The organism is Streptomyces sp. NPDC001832, from assembly GCF_040297265.1.
GTDB lineage: Bacteria > Actinomycetota > Actinomycetes > Streptomycetales > Streptomycetaceae > Streptomyces.
On the sequence record NZ_JBEOYU010000003.1, the window covers coordinates 41,890 to 58,754 of the forward strand.

General features: G+C 68.2%; 12 protein-coding genes. 8 read left to right on the top strand and 4 right to left on the bottom strand.

The genetic code is table 11. The features are described 5' to 3' along the window. The first annotated feature begins 140 nt into the window (after window positions 1–140). Both ABT115_RS03815 and ABT115_RS03820 read left to right on the top strand, forming a co-directional pair. The gene (locus tag ABT115_RS03815; protein WP_351783698.1) at window positions 141–1,859 is read left to right on the top strand and encodes an MFS transporter; all 1,719 of its coding nucleotides are present in this window, start codon (window positions 141–143) and stop codon (window positions 1,857–1,859) included. Window positions 1,860–1,932: 73 nt separating this feature from the next. After that, window positions 1,933–3,144, top strand: a complete 1,212-nt coding sequence (locus ABT115_RS03820) for an acyl-CoA dehydrogenase family protein (RefSeq protein ID WP_351783700.1) — start codon at window positions 1,933–1,935, stop codon at window positions 3,142–3,144. 22 nt (window positions 3,145–3,166) lie between these two features. Here the strand turns inward: ABT115_RS03820 and ABT115_RS03825 are convergent, their stop codons facing one another. Then, window positions 3,167–3,607: a cell division protein SepF gene (locus ABT115_RS03825; protein ID WP_351783702.1), complete on the bottom strand. Its 441-nt coding sequence runs from the start codon at window positions 3,605–3,607 to the stop codon at window positions 3,167–3,169. Window positions 3,608–4,421: 814 nt separating this feature from the next. Between ABT115_RS03825 and ABT115_RS03830 the strand changes: the two genes are divergently transcribed. Both ABT115_RS03830 and ABT115_RS03835 read left to right on the top strand, forming a co-directional pair. Then, window positions 4,422–5,321, top strand: coding sequence for a S1 family peptidase (locus ABT115_RS03830; protein WP_351783704.1), 900 nt, complete (start codon window positions 4,422–4,424; stop codon window positions 5,319–5,321). A 210-nt stretch (window positions 5,322–5,531) separates the two neighbouring features. Further along, window positions 5,532–6,011, top strand: a complete 480-nt coding sequence (locus ABT115_RS03835) for a hypothetical protein (protein WP_351783706.1) — start codon at window positions 5,532–5,534, stop codon at window positions 6,009–6,011. 62 nt (window positions 6,012–6,073) lie between these two features. Here the strand turns inward: ABT115_RS03835 and ABT115_RS03840 are convergent, their stop codons facing one another. After that, window positions 6,074–7,000, bottom strand: a complete 927-nt coding sequence (locus ABT115_RS03840) for a DUF4231 domain-containing protein (RefSeq protein ID WP_351783708.1) — start codon at window positions 6,998–7,000, stop codon at window positions 6,074–6,076. Window positions 7,001–7,225: 225 nt separating this feature from the next. Between ABT115_RS03840 and fxsA the strand changes: the two genes are divergently transcribed. The 4 genes from fxsA to fxsT all read left to right on the top strand — a co-directional run bounded on the left by fxsA (window position 7,226) and on the right by fxsT (window position 15,198). Continuing rightward, entirely contained in the window at window positions 7,226–7,393 is a 168-nt protein-coding gene (gene fxsA, locus ABT115_RS03845) for an FxSxx-COOH cyclophane-containing RiPP peptide (protein WP_351783710.1), read from the top strand. A gap of 85 nt (window positions 7,394–7,478) precedes the next feature. Beyond that, entirely contained in the window at window positions 7,479–9,713 is a 2,235-nt protein-coding gene (fxsBH, locus tag ABT115_RS03850; protein WP_351783712.1) for a radical SAM/SPASM protein FxsBH, inactivated beta-hydroxylase extension form, read from the top strand. A 210-nt stretch (window positions 9,714–9,923) separates the two neighbouring features. Further along, window positions 9,924–11,282, top strand: a complete 1,359-nt coding sequence (gene fsxC / locus ABT115_RS03855) for an FxsC protein (protein WP_351784045.1) — start codon at window positions 9,924–9,926, stop codon at window positions 11,280–11,282. Then, a complete protein-coding gene (gene fxsT / locus ABT115_RS03860) occupies window positions 11,266–15,198 on the top strand; it encodes an FxSxx-COOH system tetratricopeptide repeat protein (RefSeq protein ID WP_351783714.1) in 3,933 nt (1,310 codons plus the stop codon). Before fsxC ends, fxsT begins: the two co-directional genes overlap by 17 nt. 51 nt (window positions 15,199–15,249) lie before the next feature. Here the strand turns inward: fxsT and ABT115_RS03865 are convergent, their stop codons facing one another. Together ABT115_RS03865 and ABT115_RS03870 are read right to left on the bottom strand one after the other, a co-directional pair. After that, window positions 15,250–16,125: an alpha/beta fold hydrolase gene (locus ABT115_RS03865; RefSeq protein ID WP_351783716.1), complete on the bottom strand. Its 876-nt coding sequence runs from the start codon at window positions 16,123–16,125 to the stop codon at window positions 15,250–15,252. Between the two features lie 316 nt (window positions 16,126–16,441). Next, window positions 16,442–16,861 carry a DUF7919 family protein gene (locus ABT115_RS03870; RefSeq protein ID WP_351783718.1) on the bottom strand — a complete coding sequence of 140 codons (420 nt, stop codon included), beginning with the start codon at window positions 16,859–16,861 and terminating at the stop codon, window positions 16,442–16,444. Window positions 16,862–16,865: the final 4 nt, after the last annotated feature.

A 16,865-nucleotide genomic window follows, 5' to 3' on the forward strand; every position in this document is an offset into this window, starting at 1 on the left:
AGGTGAACCACGTGTGAGTGCTCCGTACTCGCGTACGCTGACGGATCACTCGCCGTCGATGCCGGGCCCCGAGGGACAGCGAACCGTTGCATCCCCGGCTGGCCTGCCGAGGTGCGAGGGACCTTTTGGGAGGTACATGCATGTCCGGGACGACCACAGCCCGAATCCGGCGGCGCTCTGCCGCCGACGGTGCCAATCGATGGGTCGTCCTCGTCGTCCTCTGCTTAAGTCTGCTGCTCGTCGCGCTCGACTCGACCGTGCTCCATGTCGCCGTCCCCGCCGTCACCGAGGACTTGCGGCCCAGCGCCGCCGGTCTGCTCTGGATCGTGGATGCCTATCCACTGGTCTGCGCCTCGCTGTTGATCCTCTTCGGTACTCTCGGCGACCGGGTCGGCCGACGACGCATTCTGCTGCTCGGCTATGCCCTCTTCGGTGTCGCCTCCGCGATCGCCGCGATGGCCGACAGTCCCGGCGTACTGATAGCGGCGCGTGCTCTGCTCGGTGTCGGCGGGGCGATGATCATGCCGGCGACGCTGTCGATCCTCCGGCAGGTCTTCCCCGATCGGCGTGAACGGGCCGTGGCGATCGGCGTCTGGACCGCGGTCGCCGCCGTCGGCGCCGCCACCGGACCCGTCATAGGCGGCTTCCTCGTCGAGCATTTCTGGTGGGGCTCGGTCTTTCTGATCAACATCCCGCTGATGGCGCTGGTCCTGCCGGTCGGTCGCCTGCTGCTCCCCGAGTCGCGCGGCAGCGACGATGGCCCGTGGGATGTGCTGGGTGCGCTGATGGCCGCGGCCGGAGTGCTCGGTGTGGTCCTGGGCGTAAAGCGGGCGGGCACAGGCGAGGGGCTGCTGAGCCCGGCCACACTGGCCCCGCTGCTGATCGGGACCGTACTGCTCATGGCCTTCGTACGCCGTCAGAAGCGCCATGCGCATCCGCTGATCGACATCGGGATGTTCGCCAGGCCCGCCTTCTCGACCGCGGTGGGCTGCATCATCCTTGCCATGCTGGCTCTGGTCGGGCTGGAACTGATAGCCGTGCAGTACCTCCAGCTCGTACTCGGCCTGACCCCGCTTCAGACGGGGCTGCGGCTGCTTCCGCTCACCCTCGCGGCCATGGCGGCGGGCGCCACCGGCTCGTACACCCTGCGCCGCATCGGGCCGCGCCGCATGGTCGGCTGGGGCTTCGTGCTCACGGCCGCCTCCGTGCTGATCCTGACCGCGATGGGGCAGCACGACCGGCCCGGCCTGCTGACCGCGGCCTTCGTGGCGCTCGGCTTCGGACTGCAGACCACGCTCTTCGGGGCATACGAATCCATGCTCAGCGAGGCCCCCGCCGACCGGGCAGGCGGTGCGGCGGCGATCGGCGAGACCTCTTACCAGCTGGGTGCGGGCATGGGGATCGCCCTGCTCGGCAGCGTCATGAACGCCGCGTACGCCTCAGGACTCGCGAAGCTCCCCGAAAAGGGCGTCCCCGCCGCGGACGGTGCGGCCGCCTCCCACTCGCTGGGCGAGGCATATCAGGTGGCGGACCGGCTCGGCGGTCCGCTGGGCGAGGCGGTGCGCTCCACGGCCCGCCATTCCTTCGTCACCGGGCTTCATGTCACGCTGCTGGTCAGCGCGGCTCTGCTGCTGGTCGGAGCGCTTGCCGCGCTGCGGCTGCCGCGGGTGATGGAGTGCCCCTCACCGGGTGTCAGCGAACCCCAAGAGGCCGAGGACGTCCGTGGGTCCCTGAGCAAGGCTCCGGAATTCCACGGTCCGCGCGAGGCGCCCGTCGCGGGCCGTACACAGCGGCCGCACCCGCTGCCCGCCCGGCGTCGACCCGCCGAGGCGACCGGCTCTGGACGGGCGGGACACTGAGCCGTAACGTCGGTACGACGCCGTAACTAACACTGCTAGTTTTAGCATCGTGCTAGCCGCCGGAGGCACCCTCATGTCCACCACTCCGTCCTCGAAGCTCCCGCCCTTCGACCCCGCCGACCCGATCGGCATCGATGATCTGTTCAGCGCCGAGGACATCGCCATCCGCGACACCGTCCGCGCCTGGGCCACCGACCGCGTCCTGCCGCACATCGCCGAGTGGTACGAGAACGGTGCGCTGCCCGGCATCCGCGAGCTGGCCCGCGAACTCGGTTCGCTCGGCGCCCTCGGCATGTCCCTGCAGGGATACGGCTGCGCGGGCGCGACCGCCGTTCAGTACGGACTGGCCTGCTTGGAGCTCGAAGCGGCCGACTCGGGAATCCGCTCCCTGGTTTCCGTACAGGGATCGCTCGCCATGTACGCCATCCACCGCTTCGGCTCCGAGGAGCAGCGGCAGCAGTGGCTGCCGGGCATGGCGGCCGGCGAGATCATCGGCTGCTTCGGCCTCACCGAGCCGGACCACGGCTCCGACCCGGCCGGGATGCGGACGTACGCCAAGCGCGACGGCGAAGACTGGGTGCTCACCGGCCGCAAGATGTGGATCACCAATGGCTCGGTAGCCGGGGTCGCCGTCGTCTGGGCGCAGACCGACGAGGGCGGCGCGGGCGGCGGAATCCGCGGTTTCGTCGTGCCGACCGGCACCCCGGGTTTCTCGGCGCCCGAGATCAAGCACAAGTGGTCCCTGCGCGCCTCGGTCACCAGCGAGCTGGTCCTCGACGAGGTACGGCTGCCGGCCGACGCCGTACTCCCCGGGGTCACCGGTCTCCGCGGCCCGCTCAGCTGTCTCAGCCATGCCCGCTACGGCATCGTCTGGGGAGCCATGGGCGCGGCGCGGGCCAGCTTCGAGTCGGCCCTCGACTATGCGAAGACCCGGGAGCAGTTCGGCAGACCGATCGGTGGCTTCCAGCTCACCCAGGCCAAGCTCGCGGACATGGCCGTGGAACTGCACAAGGGCATCCTGCTTGCCCACCATCTGGGCCGGCGGATGGACGCGGGCAGGCTCCGTCCGGAACAGGTCAGTTTCGGAAAGCTCAACAATGTGCGGGAGGCGATCGAGATCTGCCGTACTTCGCGCACGATCCTCGGTGCCAACGGGATCTCGCTGGAGTACCCGGTGATGCGCCATGCGACGAATCTGGAGTCGGTGCTCACGTACGAAGGAACCGTGGAGATGCACCAGCTGGTGCTGGGCAAGGCGCTCACCGGCCTCGACGCGTTCCGGTAGATCGGTCCGGCGAGCGCCTTGCTCAGCTCTGGTTGAAGAAGCCGTCGGCCGGGCGGCCGGCGGCTTCGCCGTTGATGACCCGGGTGTCGGCCGGGGTCAGCAGGAAGACGCGGGTGGCCACGCGCTCGATCGAGCCGCGCAGTCCGAAGGTCAGCCCCGCGGCGAAGTCCACGACGCGCTTGGCATCGGTGGGGTCCATGGTCGTGAGGTTGACGATCACCGGGATGCCGTCCCGGAAGAGCTCTCCGATGGCTCGTGCGTCCCGGAAGCTGTCCGGGGTGACGGTGGCGATCCGGCGGCCCGTCTCCTCGGCCGTCTCGGAGGCCACCTGCACCCGGGGGTCGGTCACCCAGGCCTGACCGGTCCCGGTTTGTGCGCCCTCGGCGTACTCGTCGTCGTAGTACCGCTCGTCGTTGTCCTCTACGAGGCCCAGCCAGGCACTCGCCTTGCGCACCGATCCCATGGACGCCTCCCTTCACCGCGGTTCCGTGGTGTTCCGCATCTTTTTCGTATCCCTATGGTCGTCCATGATGCGGATCGTGCGCCAAGTGGATAGTCGGCGCGCAGGGGATTCGTGACGGTACTGGTGCAGAAGATGTGGCGGTTCGTCAAGGTTCCTCCAGCGTCAGGGGCCTGAAAGAAAGAAAATGTGATGTACCGGTCCGTATGGGTGACATGGGCGACGTACGGGTGAACCGGGCGCTCGATACGATGCGCGTCGCGCATGCGCACGAGCGCAGCGCACGGGTGAACGACTCTCGGGGGATCGTCGTGTTCGGATAGTCAGGGGCCCTGTGCTCACCGGTTGTCCGAGGGGCTCAGGATCGAGTGGATGGCCCATCGCTGCGGGCTCTGTCTCGCGCTCCGCTCCGACCACGGGCATTTTGCCTGGATTGTCACGAACTATGACGGCCTGATCGTCTCGGTTCTGACGGAAGCTCAGTCCGAGCGCGCCACCGGGTGGTGACCCACCGCGGGACCCTGCCCTTCCCCCGAGGTCGGAGCTGTACCTGCGTCAGGTACGCGGCAGACCGGGCCCTTCGGGCCGCCGTCCGGCAATCCGTACGGCCGGGCCCCGGCAGCCCATGTGCTGCCGGGGCAGGGTTTCAGGCCCGCAGGCCCTCTTGCGCCAGAAGTTGACGCCTTGAATACTCCCGAGCAGCGCTTGTCAGGAACACGGCATTTCACACAGTGGGCATGCCGTGCGAACGACTGCGCCTCACGGGTCCGACCACCCCACAGGCGGGCCCCCGACTTCCCCTCGGGAGGAATGAAAAGTGAGGATCAAGCGCACCACCCCCCTCAGTGGCACCGCGAGACGCAGCAGGGCTGTCGCCATTGCCGCAGGCCTTGTCGCCGTCGCCGCACTCGCCGTCCCCACCGCCCAGGCCGACACCACCACAACCTTCAGCGCCGAGCAGCTCTCCGCCGCGAGTGACGCCGTGCTCGGTGCCGATGTGGCGGGAACTGCTTGGAGCATCGACCCGGCGACCAGCACCCTCGTGGTCACCGCGGACAGCACGGTCTCGCAGTCCGAGATCAAGCGGATCAAGCAGTCCGCCGGCGCCAACGCCGGCGCCCTGCGGATCGAGCGCACCTCTGGAAGGCTGAGCAAACTACTCTCCGGCGGCGACGCGATCTACGCCCCCGGCTGGCGCTGCTCCCTCGGCTTCAACGTCCGCAGCGGCAGCACCTACTACTTCCTGACCGCCGGTCACTGCACCGACGGCAACCCGCCCTGGTACACCAACTCCTCCAACTCGACCAGTATCGGCCCGACGGTCGGATCCAGCTTCCCGACCAATGACTACGGCCTGGTGCGCTACGACAACACCTCGCTCGCCCACCCGGGCACCGTCGGCAGCGTCGACATCACCGGTGCGGCCAACGCCACGGTCGGCATGTCCGTCACCCGCCGTGGATCCACCACGGGCATCCACAGCGGAACGGTCACCGGTCTCAACGCCACGGTCAACTACGGTGGCGGGGACATCGTCTACGGCATGATCAAGACGAATGTGTGTGCGGAGCCGGGCGACTCCGGCGGCCCGCTCTACTCCGGCTCCCAGGCGATCGGTCTCACCTCGGGCGGCAGCGGCAACTGTTCCTCCGGCGGTACGACGTACTTCCAGCCGGTGACCGAGGCGCTCAGCGCGTACGGGGTCAGCGTCTACTGAGGCCCGGCACCCCGGGCCGGCCCTCGAACCATCGGTCGGCCGAGACGGAGCCCCTGCCCGAATCCCGGGCGGGGGCTCCCGTTCACCCCACGGCATTTGAGAGGATGTGGGGCAGGTCGGTCACGCAGGAGCAAACGGGGGCGGATGCTGTGCCTTCCGGAGGGATGCCCTCCGGGGACCCCCGCAGACACCTCAGGGGGTTCCAGGTCCGTGAAACGCATCGGAGTGACCGGCCATCGCAGCATTCCACAGGAGGCCCACGCCCATGTGCTGGCCGGGCTACGGGCGGCGCTCTGCGGCTTCGAAGGTGCCCTGGAGGCCCTCTCCAGCCTGGCAGTGGGAGCGGACCAGCTCTTCGCCGATCTCGCCCTGGCCCGCGGTGCGGAGCTGACCGCGGTCATTCCCAGCGGCGACTATGAATCCTGCTTCGCCGACGCGGCCGAACTCGCCCGCTACCGGGCCCTCAAGGACCGGGCGGTCCGGGAGGTCCGACTGGACTACCCGCACTCCACGGACGAGGCGTACTACGCGGCGGGCGCCTATATCGCCGACCACTGCGACCGGCTGCTCGCCGTGTGGGACGGAAGGCCGGCCCGAGGCTTCGGCGGCACGGGCGACATCGTGACGTACGCCCGCAGTCTGGGCCGCCCGGTCACGGTGATCTGGCGCGAGGGCGTGGAGCGCACCTGACCCGTTCGCGCGACCGGCTTCGTACCGACTGCGCGTCCTTTATCCATATATCTGACTTCCCGTCACATCTGGTGCCGCGCAAGCCAGTCGGTGTGCTGCGGGGAGACGATGCGCTCGGTCTCGAACACCGCCCGCGGCCACTGGCGCTCGGTCAGCGTGGTCTCCATCGCGACCTGCATCGACTCCAGATCCTGCTCCACCAGCGAGTGGGCCGAGATCAGCGGGTGGTGGCGACGCATCTCGCTCCACGCCAGACAGGCTGCCGCGGCAGCCGACAGTACCCCTGTCAGGGCGAAGGACTGAGTGACGGAGAACATCCGCAACAGCGCGAACACCAGGGCGAGCGCCGTGAGTACGGCAATGGTGGTCGACCAGACGAGCGTGGCCCGCCTGGACACCTCTTGACGCCTGCGGTACCAACTGCGCTGCTCGATCAGCCGGTCCCGTACATACGTCTCCTTGCGCACGGTGAATGCCTTGTTCCGTAACTCGCGCATGGAGTCCGTTATCAACCCGCCGGACTCCGCCGTCAGGTCGCGGGGGTCGGCCCATCCCACCTTCCGGAGCTCCTGAAGGCCTTCTTCGAGACGATTCGCGAACACTGCCTCGGGGTGCTGGGTGGTGGTGTCGAAAGGTGAGCCGTGTACGGAGTAACGCCAGCAAATCGACTTGATGAACTCCGCTGCCGAGCGGTTGAGTTGCCATTGCGACTTTGCTTTGCGCTGGGCGGTGAGGTACATCGTGATCAGGACACCCGCGTAGGCCAACACGCCGATGACGTCGGCGAGTTGAAGCGTGTCAGCTATCTCCAGGTGCCAGGGCACCGCGGCCGGCATCGCGCCCATGACCAGTAGAATCAGCTGGACACGGGTGGTGTTCACGGCCTCCCGCTGCCTTGCGATGGCGATCGCGTCCGTGTGATGGAAGAGCGCCGGCAGGTCGGCGTTCCTGAACACCATGCTCTGCAGCGGTCCGGGAATCGCCGTCATGTTCACTCCCGTCTGCGGTTACGTCGTCACCTCAATGGCGGAATTAGTGGTTCCGTTCGATCCGGGCGGTCCCACGTGACGCTCTTGTTCCAAGTCGGCAACCTCAGTTGCAGACCGAGGTCATGAGAGTAAAGTCGAGCCGCCAGGCACTGCAATGGTGCAGATACCGTTGCTGCATTCCTGTCTGGAACCATTCCATCGGAACAAACCCCCTCAAGGACGGCCGTGAAGACCTCTGAATCCTCCCTCTCCTTCGCTGTTGCGAAGAAGGACCGTGTGCCGCTTGCCAAGATCGATGTCCGCGGCACTGCTGCTGCCCGGAAGCTCGGTCGTGTGCATGCCCCGTCAGCCGGTCGCCCCACCCAGGCGTCGACCTTCAACTCGGCACTGTGAACCGACGCCTCGGCACTCCGAACCGATGCCCCGGCACTCCGAACCAATGCCCCGATCACCCCCGCGGGCTGGCTAGACTGGTGGAATGACAGGACCCCTGGTCCCTTTCCGCGAAGTCGTCCTCAAGGTTCACAGCAGGTGCGATCTTGCCTGTGACCATTGCTATGTCTATGAACATGCGGATCAGAGCTGGCGAACCCGGCCAAGAACAATCTCTGATGATGTCATCTTCCGGACTGCTCAACGCTTGGCCGAGCATGCCAAGACACATGCACTGCCCTCCGTGTCAGTGATCCTGCACGGAGGGGAGCCTCTGCTGGCGGGCCCCGCCCGATTGCGGCGCATCTGCGAAGAACTCACCTCCGCCTTCGACGGCATCGCTGAACTCGACCTCCGCATCCACACCAACGGACTCCAGCTCAGCCCGCGCTATCTCGACCTCTTCGACGAGTTCGACGTCAAGGTCGGCATCTCCCTGGACGGCGACCGTGCCGCCAACGACCGGCACCGCCGATACGCCGACGGACGCAGCAGCCACCCCCTGGTTCTCAAGGCCGTCGAGCTGCTCCAGCAGGACAGCTACCGCCATCTCAACCTCGGGCTCCTGTGTACCGTCGACGTCGAGAACGACCCGCGCGCGGTCCTCGACGCACTCACCGAGCTCGACCCGCCGCTCATCGACTTCCTGCTTCCGCACGCCACCTGGGACGAGCCGCCGCCCCGCCCGGACGGATCACCCACCGCCTACGCCGACTGGCTTCTCGCGGTCTTCGACCGCTGGCAGGAGCAGGGGCGCCCAGTGCCGGTACGGCTCTTCTCCTCGGTGCTGTCCACGCTGAGCGGCGGCCCCAGCCTCACCGAGTCCCTCGGGCTCGCCCCCACCGACCTCGTCGTCGTCGAGACCGACGGACAGCTGGAGCAGGTCGACTCGCTCAAGAGTGCCTACGAAGGCGCGGCGGCCACCGGATTCGATGTCTTCACCCACTCCTTGGACGAAGTCGCCGCCCACCCCGGGGTGCGGGCCCGCCAGCTCGGACTGGCCGGCGTCAGCGAGACCTGCCGCCGATGCCCGGTCGTACGTTCGTGTGGAGGTGGCCTGTACACCCACCGGTACCGCTCCACGGGGCCGTCCGGCGCATTCGACAACCCGTCCGTGTACTGCGCCGATCTGGAGGCCCTGGTGCGCGGCATCGAGGCGCGCACCGCGGCGGCCCTCGTGGCACCCGCGGTGGCCGAGCCCGTCGAACTGCTCGCTGCCCAGCAGGACCTCACCCGCACCCTGCTCGCCCGGCTGAACGCCGACATCGGGCAGCGCGGCGGCGAGCGGTGGGCGGCCGTCTGGGAGCTGGCCGCAGCCATCGACGCGTCGGAGGAAGGGGCCCGTGGTCTGGACGAGGTGCTGGCCCACCCCTACACCCGCAGCTGGCTGCTGTACGCGATGGAGCTGGTCCACGAGCGGCCCGGGGCCGTGGAGGTGGCGCGGCGGATGCCGGTGTATCTCGCGGCCGCCGCTGTACGGGGCGGCCTCGATCTCTCCGTACGGGTGACCTTCTCGGGCGGCAGGATCCTCCTGCCCGGTCTCGGCGAGTTGCGGATCGCGGAGGCGGGGGAGCGCGGCACGGCACTGGTGCGGGCAATCGAGGACGGTTTCCTGGTCCGGCGCGAAGAGGCCGACGCGGCCGAGCTGCGGGTCGTACGGCCCAAGGAGGCCGGTCCCGGCTGGCGGCCGTTGCGCCGGCTCGCGACGCCCGGTTCGACGCCCGGCTTCGTGCTCGACGACCTCGACCCGTACCGCAAGTGCTTCTCCGTGCCCGCCGCGGACGCCCTCGACGACCGGGCCGCCGCCGACCTGGAGGCCAGGATCGGCGAGGCCTGGACGCTGATCGGGACGAAGGCGCCCGGGCGTACCGGGGACATGGCGGGCCGCCTCACCACCCTCACGCCGCTGACCCGTCTGGCCCCGACGGAGCCCGCCGTCGGGCGGCACGGATTCGGCGCACTGGGGATCTCCCCGGACGGCAGCGCAGAGGAGTTGGCGTTCGCGCTGCTGCGGGGCTTTCGGCGGGCCGAATTACGGGCGCTTCGCGATGTCACGGATCTTTACGCGGCAGACGGCTCCTGGGAACATCGGACGCCCTGGCAGGAAGAACCAGTTCCGATTTCCCGGTTGCTGGCCGACACCTATGAGCGGATGGCGTTGGGGGCTTTCGAGCTGAGCTATCTGGAGGGCGTACCGCAGGCCCTCGACACGCTGGAGGGCGCCGCCGAACTGACCGTCAGTGGGAAACGGCTGCTGGATCAGATGCGAAAAGAGATCTGAGGCTCGCGTTCCGGTTCAGCCGGGGCCGTCGCTACGCACAGGACAACTGGGAGGAACAGGAACAGACCGAATTCGATCAAGAAATGATCGACTGAACCTGGGAACGTATGACTGAAAACTGGCGTTGAATGACCGAACGCCATGGGGGTGGAGCAACGTCCGCTCCGGAATGATGAATTCGCTCGCATTCACTTCAATCCTCGGGTGCGGGTGCTCACACAGGACGGGGGTCGTGTGCACGCAACAACGCAACAGCGAGCGGCGGACCATCGGCCGTACTTCTTCTTGAGTTATGCGCATACACCGGGGTACGGCGGTGGAACGGACCCTGATATGTGGGTCGAGCGGCTCTTCCAGGATCTCTGCGGCCATGTGATGGCCATGACCGATCTGCCCGCGGGCGCGCCCGCCGGGTTCATCGACCGCGAGATACGCTCCGGCGAGGGCTGGTCGGAGCGGCTCGGCGAGGTGCTCGCCACCTGCCGGGTGTTCGTTCCGCTGTTCTCACCGCGCTACTTCGCCAGCGAGATGTGCGGCAAGGAGTGGTACGCCTTCGCCCAGCGCGCCATTGACTACCGGGCCCGCTCCAACAGGCCGGCCGAGGCGATCGTCCCGGCGCTCTGGGTGCCGGTGCCGCCCAGCCAACTCCCGGGCCCCGCCGAGCGATTACAGTTCAACCACCGCGACTTCGGGGAGCGTTATGTCAGCGACGGACTCTACGGACTGATCAAACTCAGGCTCTTCACCGAGGAGTACGAGCGCGCGGTGTACGAACTCGCCAAGCGCATCGTCAGCGTCGCGGACACCATTCGGATCGGCAGCGGGCGCCCCGTCGACTACCGGCTGGCCCCCAGCGCCTTCGGTCCGCCGAACAGCGGAGTCGGCGGCCCCCGCCCCATGCAGGTGACCATCGCCGCCCCCACCCGGCACGACCTGCCCGAGGGGCGCAACGCCGAGTACTACGGCGACAACCCGCAGGACTGGAATCCCTACCACCCGGCCGCCGCCCGCCCGCTGGCCTATGTCGCCGAGGACCTGGTGCGCTCCCTCAACTACCAGGCCACCATCTCCTCCTTCGACGAGGAGTTCGAGCACCCGGAGGGCAAACAGCCGCCCAGCAGACCGGAGATCCTGCTCGTCGACCGCTGGGCCCTGCAGGACGAGGACCGGCGTCGGCGGCTCGCCGCCTTCGACGCCGAGAATCGTCCCTGGGTGACGATGGTCGTGCCGTGGAACCGCGAGGACCACGAGAGCAGGGCGGTCGAGGCCGAGCTGACCGAGAAGCTCGAACAGACCATGCCGACCAAGATGCGCCAGGGGCGGGCCTTCTGCCGCTCCGCCGCCAAGGGCGTACCCAGCATGGAGGCCTTCGGGCAGATCCTGCCGCAGGTGGTCGAGGTGGCAGCCCAGCAGTACCTGAGACATGCGGCGGTCTACCCACCCGCCACCGGCGGCGGCGGGCACCACGAACGGACACGGTTGATGGGGCCGATGGCGCAGACGTACTACATCCCCGAGACACACAACCCTGCGACGGATGCGGAGGACACGGATGACGGCCAGTCGTGACGGGCGCATCGTCACTTTCTACTCGTACAAGGGCGGCACCGGGCGCACCATGGCCCTGGCCAACACCGCCTGGATACTCGCCGCCAACGGAAAACGGGTACTGGCCGTCGACTGGGACCTGGAGGCACCGGGGCTCCACCGGTTCTTCCACCCGTTCCTCGACCCGTCGACGCTCGGTGCCACCACCGGTGTCATCGATCTGATCACCGAGTACGCGTGGGCCGCGACCAGCCCCGTCCAGCGCGCCGACGACTGGCACCGCGACTACGCCCGTATCCAGCCGCACGCCGTCTCCCTCACACCCGAGGCGCTCGGCTGGGAGTTCCCGCACGGCGGCACCCTCGACTTCGTCTCCGCCGGGCGGCAGAACCGCGAATACTCCGCGACCGTCTCCACCTTCGACTGGGACAACTTCTACGACCGGCTCGGCGGCGGCCACTTCTTCGACGCCCTGCGCGACGACATGAAGGCCAATTACGACTACGTCCTCATCGACAGCCGGACGGGCCTCAGCGACATCGCCGACATCTGCACCGTCCACCTGCCCGACGTCCTCGTCGACTGCTTCACCCTCAGCGACCAGTCCATCGACGGTGCCGCCTCGGTCGCCCGGCAGATCTCCGAGCGCTACACCGGCCGCCCCATCTCCATCTTCCCCGTCCCGATGCGCATCGACGAGGGCGAGAAGGAGAAGGCCGATGCCGGACGGGCGCTGGCCCGGCTGAAGTTCGACCGGCTGCCGCGCGATCTGTCCGGTGATGAACTCACCGCCTACTGGGGCGCGGTGGAGATTCCGTACCGCCCCTACTACGCCTACGAGGAGACCCTCGCCACTTTCGGCGACGAGGCCGGTCTCACCAACTCACTGCTCTCCGCCTTCGAACGGCTCACCTCCGTCATCACCGACCAGCAGATCACCTCGATGCCACCGGTCGGCGAAGAGGTACGGCTGCGCATCCGTGACGCGTTCACCCGGCGCAGGCCCGCGCTGCCCGCCGATCTCTTCCTCAGCTATGTGGCGGAGAACCGGATGTGGGCCGACTGGATCGAATCCGTGCTCACCCGGGCAGGGTTCCGCGTCGTACCACGCGATGTGTCCGCCGAGCGGGAGCCCCAGGAACCGGCGGCCGCCGAGAACGCGGCCCGGACCGTGGTGCTGCTCTCCAGCGCCTACCTCAAGTCGCAGCGTGCGGTGAACCTCTGGGACCGGGCCGTGGCGGAAGACCCCGGTGGTGGTCGGCGCCATCTGCTGCCGCTCAGGGTCGGTGACGTACGACTGACCGCGCCCTACATCGACCGCAACCCCGTCGATCTCTTCCGGCTCGACGAGGTGCATGCCACCGCCGCCCTGTTGCGCGCCCTGGACCGGCCCGTGCAGCTCACCGACGGTGTGTCGCCCGGACCGCGCTTCCCCGGCACCGTCCCCAGGATCTGGAACGCACCGCCGCGCAACCCCGGCTTCACCGGCCGCTCCCTGGTTCTGGAGCGGATGCGTGACCAGCTCGGCGGCGGGATGGCCGTCGTGCTCCCGCAGCCGCAGACCCTGTACGGGCTCGGCGGCGTCGGCAAGACCCAGGTCGCCCTGGAGTACGTGCACCGCTTCATGGCCGACTACGACCTGGTCTGGTGGATCTCGTCCGAGCAGACCGACGACGTGGTGGCCGCGCTCGCCGAGCTCGCCGTCCGGCTCGGCGCCCAGGGCGGCGACGACATGGCGGCCGCCTCCCAGGAGGCCGTGGACCTGCTGCGGCGCGGCGTGCCCTCGGACCGCTGGCTGCTGGTCTTCGACAACGCCGACGACCCCGAACGGCTCAGGCGCTACTTCCCGCAGGGGGGCTCCGGCCACATCCTGGTCACCTCCCGCAACCAGGCCTGGTCCCAGCACGGCGACGCACTGCCCGTCGACGTCTTCCTGCGCGAGGAGTCCATCGAACACCTGCAGCGCCGGGCCCCGGGGCTGAGCGAGGAGGACGCCGCGCAGGTGGCCACCGCGGTCGGTGACCTGCCGCTCGCCGTCGAACAGGCGGCGGCCTGGATCGCGGAGACCGCCACCCCGATCGACACCTATCTGGAACAGCTGGCGCAGCAGGCTCCCGAGGTCCTGGCGCTCAACCAGCCGGCCGGCTACCCGCAGCCGGTCGCCGCCACCTGGAACATCTCCATCGAACGGCTCAAGGAGCGCTCGCCCGCCGCGGTGCGGCTGCTCCAGCTCTGTGCCTTCTTCGCCCCCGAGCCGATCTCGGGGAACCTGCTGTACAGCAAGGAGATGATCGAGGCACTGAAGCCGTACGACGCCTCGCTCCAGGAGAAGCTGGTGCTCGGCCGGGTGATCCGGGAGATCGGCCGGTTCGCCCTCGCCAAGGTCGACCAGGTCTCCAACTCCATCCAGGTGCACCGTCTCGTCCAGGCCGTCATCCGGGCACAGCTCAGCGAGGAGGAGCAGCAGGACGCCCGGCACGCCGTCCACCGCATCCTGGCGGGCGCTCGGCCCGACGACGAGAACGAGCCGATCGACAACCCCGCGAGCTGGCCGCAGTTCGCCACGATCTGGCCGCACCTCGGCCCGTCCGACGCCCGCAACTGCAAGGAGCCCGAGGCCCGCAGGCTGCTGATCGACCGGATCCGCTATCTCTGGAAGCGAGGTGACTTCAGGACCGCCGCCACTCTCGGCGAGGAGCTGCGCGCCCTCTGGAAGGAGACGCTGGGGGAGCGGGACATCCAGTACCTCTACCTCTGCTTCCACCTCGCCAACATCTACCGCGCGCGCGGCCGTTATGTGGAGGCGCGGGAGCTTGACGAGATCACCCTGGCGACGCAGCAGGAGGTCCTGGGCCCGGAGCATCCGCACACGTACATGAGCACCAGCAGCCTGGCGACGGACCTCGGCACGCTCGGTGAGTACACCAGGGCGATCGAGCTGGCGACGGAGGCGACCGAGGGGTTCAACCAGATCTTCCACGAATCGCACCCGAGGACCCTGGCGGCGGCCAACAACCTGGCGTTCACCCTGCGGTCCATCGGTCAGTACGCCAGGGCCAGGGAGATCGACCAGGACGTCTTCGACCGGCGGGTGGACGTGCTCGGCCAGGATCACCCGTACAGCCTCTCCTCGGCCATGAACCTGGCCCGCGACCTGCGTGACGTCGGGCGTTACGAGGACGCGGTCAGCATCCTCAGCCGCACGTACGACAGTTACAAGGCCACGCTCGGCCGGGCTTTTCCCGGCACGCTGAGTGCGGCGAAGAGCCTGGCGGTGTCGCTGCGCCGGGCGGGCAGGCTGGAGGACGCCCGCAGGCTCACGGTGGCCACCCGTGCCAGGTACCGGGCCAAGTACACCGTCGCCAACCCGGAGTCGCTGGCCTGTGACCTCAATCTGGCGGCCGACTTGTACGCGGCGGGCGAGGCGACCGAGGCCAGGGACACCGCGCAGGAGGTCGTCGACCAGTACATGAAGGTGCCGGGGGAGAAGCACCCGTACACCCTTGCCGCCCTGAACAACCTCGGCGTCTACCAGTTGGGGGCGGGCGAGGTGGAGGAGTCGGAGCGGGTGCTGACCCGAGTGGTCGCGTCGATGCGGGAGGTGTACGGGCAGGAGCACCCCAACACCCTGTTCTGCGTGATGAACCTGGCCAACGCGACGGCCGAACGGGGCGATCTCGACATCGTGCTGGAGACCGAACGGAAGGTAGCAGGGCAGCTCAGGCACGTCATCGGGGCGCACCACCCGGAGACCCTGGCCATGATGTCGAACATGGCGGTCACGCTCGATGCGATGGGGCGCAAGGACGAGGCGATGCGGCTGAGGGCGGAGACGGTCGACGAACTGTCCCGGCAGCTCGGCGAAGACCACCCGATGACCCGGATCGCCCGGGACGAGCGCCGGTTCGAGCGCGAACTGGAACCGATGGCGGTGTGAGTCGAGGGAGCGTCCGGCCGCCACCGGACGCTCCCTTTCTCTGTTCGTTTTTCAGCAAACAGCTGGCTCCAGCAGCCAGTTGAGGATCGTGGGCAAGATCTGCAGCGCGTCGAAGTGCGCGGCCGCCGGTTCCACCACGACGGTGGAGTTCGGGATGCGCTCGGCCAGCCAGCGGGAGTGGCCCACCGGCGAGAACACATCCTTCTCGCCGTGCCACAGCATCACCGGACCCGTGATGTCCGCAGGGTCGAACCCCCACGGACGGCTGAACGCGATCGCGTCGTCGATCCATCCCCATGCCGAAGTGCGCAGCCCCTCACGGTAGTTGCGCAGCAGCATGCTGCGGACCCCGGCGTCGTTGACCACCATCCGGTCGGAGTCGGTCAGCTCCCGGCGCAGATCGTCGATGAGCCTGACCGGGTTCTTCCTGATCACCGCCGACCGTGAGATGAACGACTCCGCGAGCCCGTCCGGATCGGCCGCCGCGGTGGAGTATGCCAGCACATTGGAGGCGGCCATCCCGTCGAACCAGTCGAGGCCGTCGGCGCCCCAGGGAGCCAGCGCGACCAGTGCGGCGGTACGGGTGACCCGCTCGGGCATCAGCGCGGCGCAGGCCAGCGCGTGCGGAGCGCCACCGGACCGGCCCACCACGGCGAACCGCTCCAGCCCCAGGTGGTCCGCGATGGCCTGTACGTCCTGAACGACATCGGCGACACGGCGGCCCGGCAGCCGGTCGGAGTCGCCGTAGCCCGGTCGGTCATAGGTGATCAGCTGTGTCTTGCGCTGGTACAGCACCATGCCGCGCGGAGCCGGACCGAGCCTGCTGCCGGGCATTCCGTGCAGCAGGAAGACCGGTCTGCCGCAGGGATCTCCCAGACGCTCCACCACCAGATGCCGCCCGTCCGTTGCGCGCACCCGATTACGCACTTGGCGCCTCCTCCGTATGGTGCGGGCACCGCATGTTGCCCGACTTTTTCCGCCGATTCGATGATGGCCCATCAAAGTGCTCTTTGGCACTGTGCGTTGGACTTGGACTTGACCGGCAAGGAGCAGCCCGCGCGAGGTGGCTTGGACTTCGACACGGCTTCGAGCGGTGTGGTGGGGCCCGCCCCGAGTCCTCCAGGCGCCGAGGATGGAGCTCCCTCGGCAAGCAGGTGGTCAACTGCCACCGCACAGGCGCGGCAGTTCCCGGCTTCCCCTTGCTTATGTTGAGCTGCCCGAGCCGGCAGCAACCCGTTGTGCGTTACTCGGCAAGGGTCAGTTCATCGACACCCTCGAACCCCGCGGCCCGTACGGCGGCCTGGCAGAACTCCTCAGGCGGGCAGTACCAGTGCTCCGTGATGTAGTGGATCACCAGGTCCGGCGCGGCATAGCAAGTCCCGTCCGCCCCTTCGACTCGAATTTCAGCCGAGCCGAGCCAGACCTTCGCTTCTCCGGTCGGCCCGCCGAAGACGAAAGGACGGTCTGCATCGCAGAACTCACAGTGGTGGATGCCGCGCATCTGGTTCTCGTAGGCGCTGGAGAGGACCTTCAGAGCGTCCAGTACGCGCTCGTCCACCAGCCCCTTGACGTACTGGTGCTGTATCGACAGCCATCCGACATTGAGCATGTCGCGCGATGACTGGTCGTAGGAGTAAGGGGAGAGGTCGGGGTAGTAGGTCATATCG